Annotated in this window: 20 protein-coding genes; 18 read left to right on the top strand and 2 right to left on the bottom strand. The window is 31.3% G+C overall.

Annotation, left to right across the window (positions count from 1 at the left end):
• The first annotated feature begins 44 nt into the window (after positions 1-44).
• The 4 genes from QZU90_RS00775 to QZU90_RS00790 all read left to right on the top strand — a co-directional run bounded on the left by QZU90_RS00775 (position 45) and on the right by QZU90_RS00790 (position 2328).
• Positions 45-563, top strand: coding sequence for a DUF1802 family protein (locus tag QZU90_RS00775; protein WP_296854890.1), 519 nt, complete (start codon positions 45-47; stop codon positions 561-563).
• Positions 564-737: 174 nt separating this feature from the next.
• Positions 738-935, top strand: coding sequence for a transcriptional regulator (locus tag QZU90_RS00780; protein ID WP_296854892.1), 198 nt, complete (start codon positions 738-740; stop codon positions 933-935).
• 296 nt (positions 936-1231) lie between these two features.
• A complete protein-coding gene (locus QZU90_RS00785) occupies positions 1232-1543 on the top strand; it encodes a HEAT repeat domain-containing protein (RefSeq protein ID WP_296854894.1) in 312 nt (103 codons plus the stop codon).
• Between the two features lie 329 nt (positions 1544-1872).
• Positions 1873-2328, top strand: coding sequence for a hypothetical protein (locus QZU90_RS00790; RefSeq protein WP_296854896.1), 456 nt, complete (start codon positions 1873-1875; stop codon positions 2326-2328).
• A gap of 63 nt (positions 2329-2391) precedes the next feature.
• Here the strand turns inward: QZU90_RS00790 and QZU90_RS00795 are convergent, their stop codons facing one another.
• Positions 2392-3183 carry an alpha/beta fold hydrolase gene (locus QZU90_RS00795; RefSeq protein WP_296854899.1) on the bottom strand — a complete coding sequence of 264 codons (792 nt, stop codon included), beginning with the start codon at positions 3181-3183 and terminating at the stop codon, positions 2392-2394.
• 245 nt (positions 3184-3428) lie between these two features.
• Here QZU90_RS00795 and nikR point away from each other — a divergent pair, with 245 nt between their 5' ends.
• The 8 genes from nikR (at position 3429) to QZU90_RS00835 (ending at position 12599) form a co-directional block, all read left to right on the top strand.
• Positions 3429-3881, top strand: a complete 453-nt coding sequence (gene nikR / locus QZU90_RS00800) for a nickel-responsive transcriptional regulator NikR (protein WP_295605875.1) — start codon at positions 3429-3431, stop codon at positions 3879-3881.
• A 141-nt stretch (positions 3882-4022) separates the two neighbouring features.
• A complete protein-coding gene (locus tag QZU90_RS00805; protein ID WP_295605877.1) occupies positions 4023-4946 on the top strand; it encodes a methyltransferase domain-containing protein in 924 nt (307 codons plus the stop codon).
• Between the two features lie 158 nt (positions 4947-5104).
• Positions 5105-5800 carry a hydrogenase 3 maturation endopeptidase HyCI gene (locus QZU90_RS00810; protein WP_296854902.1) on the top strand — a complete coding sequence of 232 codons (696 nt, stop codon included), beginning with the start codon at positions 5105-5107 and terminating at the stop codon, positions 5798-5800.
• A gap of 135 nt (positions 5801-5935) precedes the next feature.
• On the top strand, positions 5936-7075 hold the full coding sequence (locus QZU90_RS00815) for an ATP-grasp domain-containing protein (RefSeq protein ID WP_296854905.1): 1140 nt from the start codon (positions 5936-5938) through the stop codon (positions 7073-7075).
• A gap of 324 nt (positions 7076-7399) precedes the next feature.
• Positions 7400-8473 carry a glycosyltransferase family 4 protein gene (locus QZU90_RS00820; RefSeq protein WP_296854907.1) on the top strand — a complete coding sequence of 358 codons (1074 nt, stop codon included), beginning with the start codon at positions 7400-7402 and terminating at the stop codon, positions 8471-8473.
• Positions 8474-8614: 141 nt separating this feature from the next.
• The gene (locus QZU90_RS00825) at positions 8615-10261 is read left to right on the top strand and encodes a Mur ligase family protein (protein WP_296854909.1); all 1647 of its coding nucleotides are present in this window, start codon (positions 8615-8617) and stop codon (positions 10259-10261) included.
• An 83-nt stretch (positions 10262-10344) separates the two neighbouring features.
• Positions 10345-11961, top strand: a complete 1617-nt coding sequence (locus QZU90_RS00830) for a hypothetical protein (protein WP_296854911.1) — start codon at positions 10345-10347, stop codon at positions 11959-11961.
• A gap of 17 nt (positions 11962-11978) precedes the next feature.
• Positions 11979-12599 (top strand): zinc ribbon domain-containing protein, encoded by a 621-nt coding sequence (locus tag QZU90_RS00835; protein WP_296854913.1) that lies wholly within the window; start codon positions 11979-11981, stop codon positions 12597-12599.
• Between the two features lie 62 nt (positions 12600-12661).
• Here QZU90_RS00835 and dmpI read toward each other — a convergent pair whose 3' ends face one another.
• On the bottom strand, positions 12662-12850 hold the full coding sequence (gene dmpI, locus QZU90_RS00840; protein ID WP_295605027.1) for a 4-oxalocrotonate tautomerase DmpI: 189 nt from the start codon (positions 12848-12850) through the stop codon (positions 12662-12664).
• A gap of 387 nt (positions 12851-13237) precedes the next feature.
• Here dmpI and QZU90_RS00845 point away from each other — a divergent pair, with 387 nt between their 5' ends.
• The 6 genes from QZU90_RS00845 (at position 13238) to QZU90_RS00870 (ending at position 19134) form a co-directional block, all read left to right on the top strand.
• Positions 13238-13939, top strand: a complete 702-nt coding sequence (locus QZU90_RS00845) for a hypothetical protein (RefSeq protein WP_295605029.1) — start codon at positions 13238-13240, stop codon at positions 13937-13939.
• A 74-nt stretch (positions 13940-14013) separates the two neighbouring features.
• On the top strand, positions 14014-15108 hold the full coding sequence (locus QZU90_RS00850; RefSeq protein WP_296854916.1) for a CapA family protein: 1095 nt from the start codon (positions 14014-14016) through the stop codon (positions 15106-15108).
• A 73-nt stretch (positions 15109-15181) separates the two neighbouring features.
• Positions 15182-15637: a deoxyuridine 5'-triphosphate nucleotidohydrolase gene (locus QZU90_RS00855; protein WP_296854918.1), complete on the top strand. Its 456-nt coding sequence runs from the start codon at positions 15182-15184 to the stop codon at positions 15635-15637.
• 115 nt (positions 15638-15752) lie between these two features.
• Positions 15753-16739: an ATP phosphoribosyltransferase gene (locus tag QZU90_RS00860; RefSeq protein WP_296854920.1), complete on the top strand. Its 987-nt coding sequence runs from the start codon at positions 15753-15755 to the stop codon at positions 16737-16739.
• A 417-nt stretch (positions 16740-17156) separates the two neighbouring features.
• A complete protein-coding gene (locus tag QZU90_RS00865) occupies positions 17157-18080 on the top strand; it encodes a CBS domain-containing protein (protein ID WP_296854922.1) in 924 nt (307 codons plus the stop codon).
• A 118-nt stretch (positions 18081-18198) separates the two neighbouring features.
• A complete protein-coding gene (locus QZU90_RS00870) occupies positions 18199-19134 on the top strand; it encodes a deoxyhypusine synthase (RefSeq protein WP_296854924.1) in 936 nt (311 codons plus the stop codon).
• The last annotated feature ends 15 nt before the right edge of the window (positions 19135-19149 follow it).

The following is a 19149-nucleotide window of genomic DNA, read 5'->3' on the forward strand; positions in this document are numbered from 1 at the left end:
AAAACACATACATGTTTGGCTAAAAAAATGTTTAAGTGATTTATATGGCTAAAATTACAAGATGTTTAAATGAATGGAATGCTATTATTGAAGCATTAGGTCAAGGAAAACAAACAATTTTAATAAGAAATAATCCTACTGCTATTAAAGAATTTTTATTATATCCTACAATATCTTATGCGAAGAATGAAAATGTGTTAAACAATTTTAAGGAAGATTATCATTATTTTGTTGAAGAAAATTTATTACCAAATGCTAAAGGAAAAGAATATGAGATTAAATATTATGCTAAGGTTGAAAAAATTATAAATAAAAGTCCTAGAAAAGTAAGTGCTTTAGTTGGATTTCATATTTGGAATAAAAATCATGTGAATAAATTTATTCGTGGAAAAACTCCTTATGTTTGGGTTCTTAGAGTTTATAAATTAGAAAATCCTCAATTTTTAAGTAGAACTAGAGGTCAAAGATTTGCTAATGTTGGTAAGGAAGTGGATATTTCAGATTTAACACCCGTATTGTCTGATGAAGAATTTAATAAAATTAAGAAAGTTATAGATCCTTAAAAATTATTAATTTTTTTATTTCTTCAACTACTCTATTTTTTCTATCAAATATCTATTAAATAGCTATTTGGATATTAACTTTTTCTTTAAAAACTACAAACTATTTCTATGGACGATGAGACATTAATCTTGATAGCATACATAAAAAATGCACCAACTAGAGAAAAGGTGCTCATGTCATTTGAAGGCGAGGATTTTCTAAGACCAATACAGATTTCCAGAAAAATGAATCTTCACCCTAACAATGTCAGCAAGAAATTGAAGGACCTTCGTGAGCATGAACTGGTCTATGTGATTAATCCAGAGTACCATGTTCCAAAAATGTACAGGCTTACCGAAAAGGGTAAAAATATGCTCCAATACTTGCAGTAAATTAACTGTTTTTCAACAAAATCATGTTTATTTATGGATACATGTACATGCTTTCACGGTTTTATGGCACTTTCGCATTTCTCAAAAAACATAATTTTAAATATTAGTTCGCATATATTAAAATTATATATTATATTATTTTGACAATTGCAAAAATTTTAAAATTTTTGTTATATTGGGGTCAGAATAAGAATAATAATTAAGTACATTTAACTTTATAATAAAATTAAGAGTTCATTAATTGGATGATTGGTGAATAAATTAAATTTTTATAATTATTTTAGGATGGTAATAATATGGAAAAATCTATTGATGATCTTATATTAGATTTAAAGGATTCTGATGATTTTGTAAGAGAAGAAGCAATAGGCATGCTTGAACTTAAAGGTGAAGAAGCAGTTGAACCTCTTATTGCAGCTTTAGATGAAAGAAACAAAGACATTAAAATTGGTGCAGCTCAAATCTTAGCAGCTATTGGTGATAAAAGAGCTATTCCTGCACTTGTAAAGACTTTAGGAGACAGAAACAAATTGGTAAGAAGAGAAGCTTCCACAGCTTTAACCACTATGGGTGATGAAGCTATTGAACCTGTGCTTGCTGGATCTTAGGAGCACTTGACGCTAAGGAAGCTCTTCCAAAACTCGAAGAATTATTAAATGATGAAAGCTCTTTTGTGCAATACGGTGCAAAAGATGCAATTCACAGATTAAAAGATGAATAAGTGATTTATTCATTTTTTTATCTTTTCTTTTACTTTTTCTTACTATTTTTAACTCTTTTTAACTTATTTTTGTTATTCCACTTTTTTTAAATTTTATTTATTCCATTTTTTTTTAAGATTTTACTTTTCAACTGCTGTCTATAAGTTTATTTATAATGTTTAACATAATATAATTAAATCAGAAAAAGAATATTTTTTAAAAATAGGGTTTTACTTATGATTACAATTACAAAAGCAGAAGAAGAAGTTTTAAATCAAATTAAATCATATCAGGAAGAAAAGATAGATGTCTCTCTCCTTAAAGATGATTTGGGTATGTATGAGCATGACCTCAATGATCTTTTGAAAAGCTTGAAGTCTAAGGGGTTGGTGTTCTATAATGGCTCTACAGTTCAATTGAAGGAAGTTGATGCAACAATTAACACTGTAGATTCAAAAGAAGATGTGATAAATGCTGAATTGAACCAAAAGGAAAAGGCATCCTTTGAAATAATTAAGTCTTTAGCAGATGATAAGGGATTTGTTTCAAGATATGAAATCGAAGGAAATCTTCTATATGGTGATTTGAAATTATCTGACTTTAGAATGTATCATATCCTATTGTCTTTAGAAAATAAGGGGCTTATTAAAGCTGTTTATAGGAAAAATGGGGATTATTATAAGATTTTATAATAATCAGATTCATTGCTTTTTTCACTTTTTCACTATTTTACTTTTTTTTAGTTTTTAATTTTTTTATCCTATTTTTGACATAAAATCATTAATGATATTCAATACTTTTTCAATATTTCTGCCAATCAATATATTGTGTTTTGTTTTTTCGAGAACAATCAATTCAGAATCTTGGATGTTATCGCTTATTTTTCTTTGAATATCTAATGTGGTTAAATTGTCCTCTTCACCAGCAATAACGAGTGTAGGGGCATTTATTTCATTTAACTTGTCTGAAAGGTTAAATCCATATCCCGCATTGATTCCCTTTTTGATTCCTTCAATATTTGCAGTCTTTGCAGCTTCGACCTTAACGTTTTCCAGGAGCTCCTTATGTTCTTCAAGAATATCATCAGGTAATGTGTAAGGCAGGATTGTATCGAAGAATTCAACGAATCCTTCATCTATTGCATTATCAAAGTCATCAAAGATATTTTTCAATTTTTCATCATGTTCAGGAAAGCTTGACATGACAACAAGCCCATTGACCATTTCAGGATGATTTACAGCCAAGTTCAATATGACATTTCCACCTAATGAAAGCCCTACAAAAACAGCATTTTCAATATTTAAGGATTTAAGCAATTGATATAAATCCTCCTGATACAAGTCAATTGTGGTGTTTCTATCATCATCAGAGGATTCTCCATGTCCTCTTAAGTCATAAATCAATGTTTGATAATCATTCTTTAGGTTTTCGCTTAGCACTTTCCAATATGCTAAGCTATCTGATAATCCATGTACAAAAACAATGGTTTTTCCTTCCCCTTCAAGTTCATAATTAATAGTAATGCCATTAATGGTTTTTTTAGTCATAATCAATCATTTATTTTAAGTTTAATATAATATTTTTTATTGAATGCATTAAGTATTCAATATCAATTTTTATTACTTAACCACATTTAATATTTTATTGGAAATTTGTATTATTTTTAGTAATATTTATATTATAGAAAGTAATAAAATATTATTAGTTAATAATAATGGTGTGTTTTTTATTATATTTTTAATAAATGGTAATTATTATTAAATATTTGTATTGTAGTTTTAGGTGTTTAATTATGATGAGAATAAGTATGTCTTTGCCAAAAAAGCTTTTGGCTGAATTTGATGAAGTTTTAAAAGACAGAGGTTATCAATCACGTTCAAAAGGTATTCGTGATGCTTTAAGCGATTACATTTTAAGATATCAATGGATGAATGAAATGGAGGGTCAAAGAGTAGGTGTAATCACCATTATCTACGATCATCATTTCACAGGTGTTATGGAAAGCCTTGCAAACATCCAGCATGATTTCAGAAAGGAAATCAATGCAAGCATGCACATTCACATGACCCACAAGTACTGTATGGAAGTCATTGTTGTGAATGGTGATGTTACACAAATCAGAGACCTTACCGAAAGAATGATGAGACTTAAAGGTGTAGAGCATGTAAAACTTACCTCTACAGCAAATGGTGAGTCCTTAGATCATGAACATAGCCATGAACATGATATCGACCACGTTCATTAATCATTAACTTTTTCTTAATTTTTTTTAATTGGAGGTTCATTAGTTATCTAATGGGTCTTTATTTAAATATTTTTAATATATTTTATATTCAAAATGTCAATTTAATCTATTTTTTATAATCTTTATTGATTGAGTGTTATTATGAAATTCAATGTAAATTCATATCATTTTAAGCTTTTAAGAGATTATGAAAGACTTAGCGCTTTCAAGGAAGCTATTGATGATTATGCAATAAGGAATGGTGGGGATTCCAATTGTTCAAATAGTAAGGTAGCTTTTGACTTGGGATGCGGCTCTGGAGTTTTAAGCTATTTTGCTAGTGAATATATGGGTAGGATTATAGCTATTGAATTAAATAATTCAACCTATCAATTAGCTAAAGAGAACCTTAAAGAATTCGATAAGATACAAGTTGTCAATGATGATTTATTAAGCTTTGATTTCAGCAAATTAAATGAAAAAGCTGACCTGATTATATGTGAAATGTTGGATACTGCATTGATAGATGAAGAGGAAGTTCCTGTATTGAATCGTGCTAGGGAATTCCTTAATGATGATGGAGAAATCATACCAAGAGGAATGATCAATTCAGTTGAAGCAATATTCATGAACAATCATTTCATTCAATATGAAGATGATGAATACAGTCCAATCTATATTTCGTTAGGCGAATCTGTTGTTTATAGTGAATTTGACTTTATGAATGAAATCGATTGCAATTTCTCTGCAGAAATAGAACTAAAGATATATGGTAAGGAAGAATTGGATGAAATGGGCTTTGAAGAGAAATTAAGTCAAGAAAAATATGAGAAATTCAATTTTAAAGAAAATTTTAATATTGAAGAAGATAAATTAAAGATTAACGGCATTAAACTAACAAGCTTTACCAAATTGAATGAAAACATTATCTGCGGACCTACCCCAATGCTAAATCCTGAAATGTTGATTCCAATTAAAGAGACTGAAGTGAGTTGTGGAGATTCAGTAAGGATTGGATTGGAATATGTGATGGGTGGTGGAGTTGAAACCATCAAGACTGATGTTTTAGAAATCATTCATCAATGATATGGTAATTTTTAATGGTAAAATAGGTATTCATTCAATAAAATTTAGTTAAAATGTATGATATTCAATTGATGTGAAATATATTGAATGCATACTTTTTTAGTTGCATTTCAAGTGTAAAAATTTTCAAGTTTTTCAAATGTATTCTATGTGATAAAATGTTAAATAATTTTGATAAAATAAGTTCAAATATTGATTTATTTTTAGAAAACTGCGATAGTCTTCTTATTTTAGGTATAGGAAATGATATTCGTGGAGATGATGGTTTAGGACCATATATAATTAATCAATTATCTATTTTAAAGAAAAATATCTTAAATAAATCAAATCTAAATGATAATAATCAAGAAATCATTAAGAATGAACTTAAAAATCAAGATAATGAATTTGAGTTTTTTGATAATGTAAATGATATTAACACTGGAAATACACCTCTAGATGAGGCTCTTGATTCGTATATGGACGAATTAAATGTTGATGTAAATGAGTCATTGATTGAAAGGTTGGATAAAACATTTTTAATCAATGGTGGATCTGTTCCTGAGAACTTTACAGGACTTATTAAGAAACTTGACCCATCTCATATCATACTGATTGATGCAAGTCTGATGAAAAAAGAAGCAGGTGAGATAAACATAGTTAATAAGGACAATATTGTGGATATCAGCATTTCAACACACTCAATGTCATTAGCATATCTAATCAAATATTTGCAGTTGGAAAAGGAGTATAACATTCTCTTCATTGGAATTGAACCTGAAATCATGGACTTGTCATTTGAGTTGTCTGATAATGTTAAAGAGTCATCAGACATGCTTGTCAAATTGCTCTTCGATAAGATTTTAGCATATTAAATGCATTAAAAACTTTTTTTATACTTTTATTATACTTAATTTATTGAAAATACTGCTTTTCTTTTTATTTTTTAGTAAATTATATTTAATACGATTTTAAATATATTAATAGATTAAAGAATTCTATGTGATTTTATGAAAGTACTGTTTATTGGATCAAGATTATACGATGATGTAGCTTATCATGTTGATAAATTGGGAGTGGAAAGCATAATAACCGAATCAAACGAGGAAGCTCCTAATTTGGATTTGCCTACAAAATACTATATAGTTCCAAGAGGGATGGATAAACCAATGGAAATAGCTATTGAGGAGGAAGTTGATGCAATTGTTCCCCTTTTAGGAATAGACCCTCCATTGATGAGTGTAGCTATAATGAAGGAGGAAATAGAGAAGGAGCATCATATTCCAGTAATCTCCTCCAATGTGAATGCTGTATCCATTGCATCCGATAAGATAAAAACCAAGGAATTCTTTAAATCAATCAATCTCAATGTTCCTCCTGCAAATGTCTTGAATGGAAATGACTTTGACACTGAAGAGGAATTTATAGAAAAGTTAGGATTTGATTTCCCTATTGTCTTAAAGCAAGGAGAAGGCCAAGGCGGTAAGGATATTTGCATAACAAATGAATTTAGTGATGTTTTGGATTACTTTGAGAATTTTGAAACAGCTTTGATTGAAAAATTCATCGAAGGATCTGAAGTCTCAATTGAAGTTATTGGATGGAACGGCGACTACTTGCCTTTGGTACCGGTTTACAAGGGAGAAACCAATTTGGAAGGAATTCATCCAATCAAAAGACTCAGATATGGTCCTTGTGACTTTGAAAATATGGATAATGAAGAGTTTAGAAAAATTGCAAAGCACATTGCAACTAATCTTAAGTCTGAAGGAACAATTGATATGGACTTGATTTATTCAAAAGAGGAAAACAAGGTTTATGCAATTGAAATAAACACTCGTCCAAGCGGTACAAGATACCTTTCCTTTGCCTGCACAGACTTAAATCCATTGAACTTGCTTGTAGACATTGCAATTGGCAAATTCGATGTAAAAGAGCTTGAAAAGGAAATGAAAAGCTATTGCACTTTAGAGATTCCAATAGGTGATTATGAAGGACCTGCTCCTCAAGAACCTGTAAAGGAATACATCAATGGCAATTTCATTGTTCATGGCCCTAAAGGATACCAAAGGGTAACCATTAGGGGAAATACTCGAGAAGAGACCTTTGAAATAGCTAAGGAATTAACTGGAAATGATTATAGCTTTTAAATAAAATTATAATTTTTTCAGTACTATTATTTTTTTAATCCTATTTTTTAATTATTTTAACTCTTTTTTTCTAATTTTTTTAACATTATCTTTTTTAAAGAATTTATCTAATTCTCAAATTCTTTTTTTAAATCCTCTTTTCATTTAAATACATTTTTTATGGTGTTTTTTGATGTTATCACTTTGAAATGATAATATCATTGTAATATCATTTTTTTATTATAAATAAAAATATAAATATTAGGTTAACTATAAAATATTATATTATAATATGAATTTTTAATATTTTTTAAGAATTCAGTGTGATTAATTAGTGTGATGAATATGGATTTGACAAAAATAATTATAATGTTTTTAATAACTTTCTTTGCAACAGTGATATTCACCTGGTTTGTAAGGAAAACATTAAGGGATGCAGACTTGTCTGACAATCCTATAGTAAGTGAACATAGACATAAGGCAGGAACCCCTACAATGGGAGGAATAGCTTTCTTATTTGCTATTTTGCTTATTCTTTCATTATATTATAAAAACACAGATATTTTGATCATTTCATTTATCATGCTTACCGGTGGAGTAATGGGATTGCTTGATGACCTATTAGGTCTTAGAGTGAAGGAATATCAAAAGGTAGTTAAAAATATCAGCGATTCTGTGGTTCCTATAGGATTGCTTGATTTAGGTGTTGGTGAAGAGGCAAGAATCACCACTGACAAGGCGAAAGAACAGGTTGGCGCATTGGTTGATGAGGGCAAGCTTGAGATTGTTGCTGAAATTCCAATCAAATACGAGCCAAGTGAAGGAGTAAAAATCATTGTACAGCTATTGCCTGGTTTATTCTTGGCATTTACAGGTGCTGTAGCAACTTGCGGTGGATTCAATTTAGGCCTTTTGGCATATCCTGTTTTAATCATAGGTGTATTAGGTGCAATCAATGCAGTAAACCTTATTGATGGTATGGATGGTTTGGCTGCTGGAATAATAGCTATTGCATCATTTGCATGCTGTGTTTACGGATACATGTTTGGAAATCCAACAGCACTTTATCCATTTGGACTCTTGACTGCAATTTGTCTTGGATTCTTAGTATTCAATAGGTATCCTGCTTCAATATTCATGGGAGATACCGGTTCATTTATCTTAGGTACAGGTTATGCTGCAGCAGTGTTCTTAACTGACATGCCTTACTTTGGTTTGCTTGCATTGGCTGTGCCAATCGTATCAACAATCATAAGCTTAATGCACAGAGCTCATATAATAACTTTGCCTGTAGAGCCTTTGCATCATACCTTGAATTACAAGGGAATTTCTGAAATCAAGATTGTTTTAAGCTATTGGCTACTTACTGTACTTGTATGTGCAATTGGAATTTTAGGAAAACTTTACCTCTTTTCATAAGATTTCAAATTAAACTATAAACAATTTAATTTATTATCAATTTATTATCAATTTATTATCAGTTAATTTAACAATTTTCAATTAATTTAACAATTATTTTTATTTAATTTTTTATTCTTAAAAACACATTAAGGGATTGAAATGTCAAAAACATATTTTTTAAATGAATTAGCAGATTCAGTATCTTCTTTAAACACTTTTTCTATCGACCAGCTTGCAGATTCTATTGGGGGAAAGATCTATGGGTCCAATAGCTATAAAGCTTCAAATGGATTTACAGGAATCTTTGAAACCTTAAATGAAGCTCAAGAGGGAGATATTGTAATAAGGCATTGGATTAACGGCAAGGGTGTTGAAATAGCAAATGACAAGAATGTGGCTTGCCTAATCACCTTGACTCCTAAGGAAGATGCTTTGGAAATGGCTGAAAAGCTCCAGTTTCCAGTGATTGTAGTTGATAGAATCGAATTTGCAAATGCATTCGCAATCAAATGGACAATTGACAATTTGGTTCCTGACTGTAAGAGAGTGGTGATAAGTGGAACAAACGGCAAATCCACAAGTTCCCATATGATTTATCATATTCTATCCCATGCAGGATACAATGTATTTACAAATACCGATGCAAAATCCGAATTCAATACCTTGATTGACCCAATGGTTGCAAAATTGATTTCAGAAGAGGTTTTGGCAAATCAGGGAGTGGATCCGAGATTATTCAATTTCATATGTGACATTCCAAACAAGGAAGTGTTCGATTATCTTGTAATTGAAGTTTCAGAAGTGCAAGGTTGGGGAACAGACTTGATGAAAAACCATGCATTGATCATGTCTTCAGCAATCAATCCTGATGTTGGTGTGGTGACCAATGTTGCAATGGACCATATTGGCCTTGTAAACTCAATTGAAGATGTTTTCGAAGAGACTTCCGGTGTAGTTAAAGCTACAAACAAGGGTGGAATTGTCCTTAATTTTGATGATGAGAATGTCTTGAACATGAAACAGTTTTTAAATGATGGCGTTGATGCTTACTTCACTTCAATGGAAAAAGGCCTTATTGAAGATTATGATGCAAACAGTGATAAGAAAGTCTATTTTGACAGAGATGAAAAAAAGATAAAGTATAATGGCGAGTCAATTCTAAGCTTTGAAGATCTTCCATTCACTGGAGAGCATTTTATCAGAAATATCCTTTCTGCAATTTCTGCATGCATTTCATTGGAGATTCCAATTGAGGATATTGTAGATGGTGTTAAAACTTACAGGCCTTTAAGCAGAAGGTTTACAAGACTTTACGATGAGCCTATAGTCATTGATGACTTTGCACATAATCCTGATGGAATAAAGAACACCGTAAGAGCAAGCTATGACTTGGTAGAGCAATTGGATAAGAATGACTTGTATGTAGCTTGTGCAATCAGAGGTTCACGTGGAGAGACATTGAATGGCCTTAATTCAGAGGCTTTGGCAGAAGTGATCAAGGAATTGCGTCACAGAAATGATGACTTGATTGAAAAGGACCCAAGCGCTAAGAAAAGAAAGATTTACCTAACATTATCCTCAAGTGTTGATTTGGTGGACCATTTGAATTATGTTGAAGACTTTGAAAAGGACATATTCTTTGCCAAATTGGATGAAAAGCATATCAAGTACAATCATTTTGAAAAGCTCTATGATGCTTTAGGATACATTATGGAAACTGCAGATAATGATGATGTTGTACTATTGATTGGTGCACAGGGAATGGATCCTGCATCAGATGTATTGAAAGACATTTTAGGACATTAAAAATAATGGATTGAATTAGTGAATAAGAATTTAGTTTAAAAATCTTAATTTTATTATTTTTATTTTTTTAAAGAGTTGTTTATATGAGTGAATTTTGTTTTAGTTTCTTGGAAAATCAGTTTAGGGACATATACTTAGACTGTGCCAGGATGGATAAGAATCTCATTGAAGGAGATGGGGTTGAGGCTATTCTTATTGCTGGAAGAATAGCTGAAAAGGTCACTAAGGCAATTTTCGCTTATGAAGGAATCAAAGATGATGAAAATAGCCAGTATAAGAGAATTGAAAAGTTGAATAAGGCCAATATCTTGCCGAATAATATAAAAAATGACTTTTCAAAGCTTAGAAGATTAAGAAATGATGTTTATCACAATACATTAAACAGTGATGGAACTGGTGGATTCAGGCCATCACAACAAACAAATAAGCCTTATGTTCAAAATGGCGGTTTAAGGGATTATAAAACTGGTTTTAATGAAGTTAAAAGCGATTCTTCACTTAGCAATGATGATTTTCGTGATGAGTCTGCAAATCAATCCACTAATCCGCTTTTATCTAAAAACCCTTCAAATGATATAAGCGGTGAGCTTCAGGCCGCAAGTGAAGCCCATAAGATCATATTCAATATATGTGTCTGGTTTTATGTAAATTATTCTGGAGATAAGGACTTTATAAGGCCTAAATATAAGCTTAGCAGAAGAACTCAGGATGCAGACTTCCTGATTAGGCTAAAATCAGCAATTAATGATGGCAAGGACTTCATCCGACTTAGGCAATCCAGTCCAGACAATGAAATCATACAGATATTGAATGAATTGTACATCCCTAAGGCAAAAGAGGAAAAGGATGAAAATCTTGTTTATGGAATTAATAATCAGGAAATAAAGATCAGACAACCTGATGTTCCATATTCGCAATGCTTGGGAATTTCCTATGACGATAATCTTTTCATGTGGAAAGCAGAGCATGAAGATAAGGAATTGGGATTATACCAATCATCTAAAGAGGCTTTCGAAGCAAGGGAAATTTATATCCATTCGATTCCAATGCCTAGAAAGATAGGTGGTGCTTATTCCAAAGCAAGAGGAATCTCCTTTAGCAAAATACAGAAATTATGGTCTGTAAGCGTTAAGGGACAAATAATATCTTACCACTCAAGCGAGAATGAGGCAATCAAGGCAAGAAAGGATTACTTGAAGGAAAACGGTTTGGTTGATGTAAAGGTCAAAGGTGGCTATAAGACAATCACCCTTGAAGAAAGGGATAAGTTAAGGGCTAAAGCAAAAGAGAATGCTAAAAAGACCAAAAGTTCAAAACCAATCAAGTCAATTGATTCAAAGTCAAGCATTAAGAAGGAAATGGCTAAAAGCAAAGATTCCAATAAAAAATCTAAATTGGATTATGCTAAGGAATTTAAAAAAGATACTGAAAAAAATAAGGTTAAGGTTGAAAGCGGAAATAAGGTCCAAAAAGAAAAAGCTAAAAAGAAAGTTAAGGTTAGCGGTGGAGCTAAGGTTTCCAAGTCCAAAAAGTCAGATTCAACATTAAGTCAGAAAAAATCCTCAAAGTATGAAGGAGTTTTCTATGAAGAAGGATTATTCATGTGGAGTGCTGAAGTTGACGGCAAGCATTTAGGTTTATTCCCAACTGAAGAAGAGGCTCATGAAAAAAGAGCGGAATACATTAAAAACAGATCTTGATTTTAGGTTATGATAATATGATGTCTAATTTTAAGTATTGTCCAAAGTGTGGAACACAAAGAGAAGATGGAAGTCAATTTTGCAAAAATTGCAATTTTGAATTTTTAGTTGGAAAGTATGTAAAGTTAGATGATGAAAAGTCTTCTCAAGATGAAATTATCACTACCGAAAAAGTGTCTCAGGAAGAGTTTGTTGAATCAAATGATATGTTAAGACAAACTAAGGATAAAATTAATTGTTGTATTGCTAAGTATCTAAATTATGAACTGACTAATCAATATAATGAAACTTATGAAGAAAACATCAATATTACTATAACTGAATACATATCTCACAGTTCAGATAGCTCATTTGATGACATTTTTGAAAAAGAGTATCTTGAAAAATTTGAAAATTTGATTCATGATGAAAAATTTGTAGATTCAAAAAATATTTTCATTCAATGGATTGGTGAAAATAGGGGTCACTTGCCAGGTATGGTATTGAATCAATACAAAGTTCCAATTCAATCAAACATTGATAGTTTGAAAAATGTAATTTCATTAGATCTGGTTGATAGTGATGAGAATGAAAAGTTCAAGGATCTATTGAATGAATATTTGGATTTTGAAAATGAGTTTATTGAAAATTTAATTTAATTATTTTTTTTTATTTTGAAACTATTTTTTTTTTTAAAAAAAGAAATTATGATAGAAATAAATTATTTTCTATCACTTAATAATTCACCAGCAACACCTATGCTTTCAGGTGGTAAAGCTTCAACTAGAACAGTGATTGCTTCAATTGGTAAATTGTATGCTTCAGCTACAGTTTCACTTACTTTTTTTACCATTTCTCTTTTATCTTCTACACTTATGTTTGGGTTTCCAACGATTGTTACTACAGGCATTATTTCACATCCTTTTTTTGTTAATTAATTCTATTCTTTTTATTATAGATATTATTTTTCTTTCCTTGGTTATTTTATTATTCTAATTTTTATATTCTTATAAACTTGTTATAAAATTTAAATCATTTTAAGAGATTATATTCAATTAATAAAATTTATATGAACTTAAAAAATTAATTAAAGACTGTAAAATTATTTATATTAAGAATAAAAAGATTTAAATAGTTTATAGTTAAAAATACAACTATAAATTATTTTTTGGTGATTCAAATTTCAGATAAATTTTATGACAAGGCATTTAAATTGCAAAGCATTAAGCATTTTGAGAGCTTATGCTTTAATTGCGGCATTTTTATCGAATTTGATCACTTTATAAATTCAGAACTGGTGGATGACGGTGGAACTACATACCATATGGATATTGCCTTTGTAGATAGGAGGGGCTTCATTGCAATAGTTGAATTCCAAAGTTCTGTTGTAACTGAAGATGATGTCGACAGGTTTATGAAATATGCAGTTTTGACTTATCTTCGAGAAGGTAAAAATGTACATATTTACGTTATCAGCACTGTAGAAGAACAAGATAGAGTAATTAAGCGAAAATGGAATTTATTTAACGAGTTTACTATTTATATTAAATCGTTAAAGTCTATTGATGGAAATAAAACTTTAAATAGGATAAAACAAAAAATAAAGAATAATGAAGTGAATAATGAGGATATTGCTGATTTAGAAACAATTATTTTTATGAAGTCTGATAAATCAGTAGTTGAATTGTTATGGGAAATAGCCACTTTAGTAAACTGTATAGAAAATATGGATGGAAATGAAATATATGATTTAAAAATGTTTTTAGAAATGTATGTAAGAAAATTTGTTGATGATGAGTATGAAGCAGAAAAGCTAATGGAGCTGATTGAAATGAAGAAGGATTTGTATCATAGAACTGTCGATACTATTATGAGTAGAGGGGAGTCTAAAGGTGAAGCCAGAATTATAAATAATTTATTGAAAAATGGTTTTACTTTAGATGAGATATGTGCTATGGTTAATTTAGAGAAGAATTATGTATTGAATCTATTAAAATAATTGATTATAATAATGTTTATTTAATACTAATTACAAAGTAAAATTTAATTATAACAATTATTTTAAGTGATATGATGAGGAAAACAAGGTTTTATTCAATTTTAATTCTAATTATAGCTATTCTTTTAGCGATATCTGTCTTTGGAACATTTTTTATGGGCTCAGGCAATTCATATGATTTAGGTCACGATGACGTTTCAATTGCAGTTACTGGAGATGTCATGTTTGGCCGTAAGATGCCTGCTGTATTGGACTCTGGCGAAAGCCCATTCAGGTTTGTTGAGAATGTAACCAAGAATGCAGATATATTGCTTGTTAACTTTGAAAACCCTGTAACCACTTCATCCTATGCTGTGAAAGGGGATGTTCCATTAAAGGCAAACCCTAAATACACATATCTTTTGGCTAATGCTAACGATAAGGTTGTAGCATCACAGGCAAACAACCATGCATTGGATTATGGTGAAGCAGGATTAAATGAAAGCATAAAGAACCTGAAGGATGCGGGCATTTATGTTATGGGTGCAGGAAACAACATTAATGAGGCAACACAACCTGTAACTATAGAATCTGGAGATAGGAAGATCACCATATTGAACTATATGGATGCAGATAACTTTAGGGAATATCGTGGAGTGATGGACCCTGCAACAGCTAACAGTTCAGGATACTCCGCATATGGCACTGAACTTGCCCAAAGACAAGTTCAGGAAGCTCGTGATAATGGATCAAGTATCGTAATCGCTTACCTTCACTATGGAAATGAGTACAGCAGAAGCCCTAATGAAAACCAGATAAAGATATCCCATGAACTCATCAATGACGGTGCAGATATTGTAATCGGTTCCCATACTCATGTAACCCAAGGTGTTGAAATGTACAATGGAAAGCCTATTTTCTATAATTTAGGAAACTTCATCTTTGACCAGTCAAATCCAGCTACTCACACATCATATTTCTTGAATTTGGCTTTGCACGAGGATAATTGTACTGTAACACTTTACCCAACTTATTTATCTAACTATTTGCCACACTTCATGGATGCAGAATCAGGTAAGGCTTTAATAAATGTGTTGAATCCACATTGTGATGAGTTGAAAGTAAATGATGACGGTACTGGTGAATTGACATTTAAATTAGGTAACAATACTTTAAATTCTACTGGTTAAAATAACCAGTATTATTATTTTTTTTAATATTTGGTGAGTTAAAATTTTTATTTTTATGTTTTGATGTGATAAAATGCTTGGTGAAATAGAACTTAAAAAACTCTTTCTAGACTTTGAGGATTTGGTTCAGCCATCTGGAATTGACTTGGAACTTGATGAGATATTCATTCAGAAATCTGGCGGTTCATTGATTGATAATGAGAAAAACATTCCAGAGATTGAGGCTTTAGAAGGGCCTGTTTATACCTTAAAACCTCATACTGCTTATTTGGCTTCAATAAAGCGTAAGGTGAAAATTCCTAAGGGATATACAATGCTCTACTTGCCAAGGTCCACATTGCTTAGGTCTTTTGTTTCTGTACAGACAGCAGTTGGAGACCCTGGATTTTATGGAACCTTGATGTTCATGATTTACAATCATGGGGAATTTGAATATAAGATCAAATCCGGTGATAGGATAGCTCAAGCTGTTGTTTATCCAGTTGAAGGTTCTGGTGAGTATAACGGTTCCTATCAGGAAGAGGAATGATTTTTAAATAGATTTATATATTCCTAATAATAGAGTATAATTGAAATCTTATGATTTATATTTATTTTTTAAAATAAGTTAATTTTAATTCTTATTAATTATTTTAGTTGATATTATGGTAAAAATAACAATTGGATTGCCTAAAGGCAGTTTAAACAATGTAAACAGAGGAAATACCCATCAGTTATTTGTAGATGCAGGTTATGAAGTAAGGGGATATGATCCTGGAAATGAATCTTATGAAATTGATATTCTTAATGATGAAGAGATAAGTGCATTTTTGACTCGCCCTCAAAGTACTCCTGTAGAATTGAACAGGGGTATGGTGGATATAGCTATTGTAGGAGAGGACTGGGTTTTGGAAGAGTCTGTTTTAAGCGAAAACGATATTGTTAAGATAGGTGACTTGAATTATGGCCAAACCCGTTTGATTGTAGCTGTTCCTAAGGAATCCCCTTATAATGACTTATCTGATTTCTTTAGGGCAAACAAGGATAGGGACACTCCAATCTTATGCTTTACAGAATATCCTAACTTAACCAGAAAGCACATTATGGAAAATGAGGCATATCAGGAAATCTATGGTGATGCCAGCCCATATGTGCAAGTTAGAGGATTAAGGGATGGAGACAATAAGAAAGTTCAAGTTATCAATTCAGACGGTGCTACAGAAGTTTACATTGCTAAAGGTGCAGACTTGATTGTAGACAACACTCAAACTGGTAGCAACTTAAGAAAAGCAGGTCTTAAAGAGCTTGAAACCATCTTGCATTCTTCAGCAGGATTATATGCTGGAATAAGCTGTGACGATGAAAAGATGGCAAAGGCTAAAATGATTTATGAACAGTTGTTAGGTGCTGTAACTGCAAGGAAATACTTTGATGTGAAATTCAATATTGCAAACGAATCCATTGAAAAGGTTTCAAATTATTTGGTTGAAAACAAGTTCTGCAGTGCGGAGCCAACTGTCAATCAAGGGTCAAGCTTTTCACAGATCAATGTTTTGATTCCTAAAGAGCATTTCCCTGAAATGTTAGATGGAATAAGGGCATTAGGTGCTTCTTCAATTATAAGAAGTGATGTAAAGCAATATGTAATCTAATTTATTTGGATTAATTTCCAAATCTTTCTTTCTTTTTTCTTTTTTATTTTTATCTTATTTTATTTTATTTTTATCTAATTTATCTTATTTTTCTCTTTTTAGTCATTTTATGCTTAAATAGCTGTTTTTCCTCTTATTTAATTTAATTAGTCATTATAAATTAAGAATTATGCATTAAAAACATGATAATTTTATTTTATTTATAATGATTTTTAATAAAAAAACAATATCTTTTTATATAATAATGTATAAATCAGTAAATAATAATGTTAAATAATGATAAATCATTATAATTTATTTGAATTTGTCATTATGATTCTTAATTTATAATGATATTTTCAAAATCGGACTGTTAATTTAAATTGGTTAAGTGTTTTATTTGCAAAATGCTTGTATTTTTACATTTAGGTGTCTAAAATGTTGACTTCTGTACAAAAGGAAATTTTACAGACTTTAATTAATTTGTATCAAAATTCAGATGGCAAGTCCATTAAGGGTGAAGACATTGCTGAAGTGATGAACAGGAACCCTGGAACCATCAGAAATCAGATGCAATCTCTTAGAAGCTTAAGTCTTGTAAAAGGTGTACCAGGACCTCGCGGTGGCTATAAGCCTACTATCGAAGCGTATCATACTTTAAATATTTCATTTACAGATAATAGTGCAAAGGTTCCTGTATACAAAGAGAATAGAAAATTAGAGGATGTTTCAGTCGCTAAGATAGAGTTTACAAGTGTGCCTCATCCTGGTGAATGTGAAGCTGTAATCAAGGTTTTAGGAAGCATTAAGGATTTGCATGTGGGAGACATTATCCGTGTAGGACCTACTCCAGTCAATAATCTTGGTGTTATTGGTGAAATCGTAGGTAGAGATGATATGGACAATATCCTTCTCTTGGATATCAGTACCATAAGAAGCATTCCTAAAAACTCTGTTTATGAGATAGCTACATTGGATTTGATCTATCTAAAGCCTGGAGATTCAATTAAGGATGCTGCATGTTTGCTTTCAAAAAACAATATTGATGGAGCGCCAGTAATTACTGAAGGTGTAGCTATTGGTATGGTTTCATTGGTGGATATTGTAAAGGCATTGGCTGAAGGAAAGGAAAATGAAGACGTTAGGGATATCATGTCCAAACGCTTGTTCTTCATTGATAAGGATACAAAAATAGCTACTGCAGTTTACAAAATGTATAAGTTTGGCATAAGCAGATTGATTGTAGTTGATGATGACTACACTCCAATAGGTGTTGTTACCCGTACTGACTTGATTGAAAAGATTACAAATCTAAACAATTTCCCATTGTTGAATGATAACGATTTGGAAGATGAAATTTAATTTTAAATCAATTAGAAGAAAAATTGTCTTTTTTTCATTTCTTCTATTATTTTTTATTTTTTATTTCTTTAAATTTTTTAATATTATTTTATTATTTTAGTTTTTAAGTGTGGATTATATGAAAGTTGATCAATTGAAATTAAAGAAGGATATGACTGTTAGCGAATTGATTGAACAGTATGACAAGTCAGGCGTTTTAGGGGCTGGAAGAGTTGCAAGAGCTTCTAATTTGCTTGTTGACATGATTAATGATGAAGATATGGACATCTTCATGAGTTTAGGAGGTCCATTGGTTCCTGGTGGAATGCGTAATATCGTAGCCGATTTAATCAGGGAAAAAAGAATCAAGGTATTGATGACAAGTGGGGCAAACATCACTCACGATTTGCTTGAAGCCTTTGGAGGCAGACATTACAGGGATCTTGGAACCAATGATGAAGAATTAAATGATGCTGGAATAGGCAGAATTGCTGATGTTTACACTCAAGGAGATGACTTTGAATTATTTGAAAGCGAAATAATCAAGATATTTGAAATCATCAGCGAAAAAGTGGATAATGATGAGGATAAGGGAATAATTTCCATTCAAAGACTTTTAAAGGAAGTTGGTCTTTTGATTGATGATGATAATTCAATCCTAAGGCAAGCTGCATTGAATGATGTTTCAATCTTTGCTCCAGGGCTCATTGACAGCATGTTCGGTCTTCAGTTATGGATGTTTACACAGGATCACACTCTCGTAGTGGATGCTGTTGGAGACATGCATTACTTGTCAGACCTTGTATTTGAGTCTGAAAAGATTGGTGCTGTAATGTTAGGTGGAGGTCTTCCAAAGCATTACACCCTTGCTTCAAACCTTTTGAAAGGAGGAATAGATGCAGGTCTTCAAATAACTATGGACAGGCCTGAAACCGGCAGTCTAAGCGGTGCACCTTTAGAAGAGGCAAAATCATGGTCAAAGGCAAAGCATGGATCCAATCTAGTTACTGTCATTGGTGATGTGACTATCATTTTCCCATTGATAGTGGCTGATGCATTGAATAGAATAGATTAAGTTATGGTGAAGACT

The organism is uncultured Methanobrevibacter sp. (assembly GCF_902784195.1).
Taxonomy (GTDB): Archaea; Methanobacteriota; Methanobacteria; order Methanobacteriales; family Methanobacteriaceae; genus Methanobrevibacter.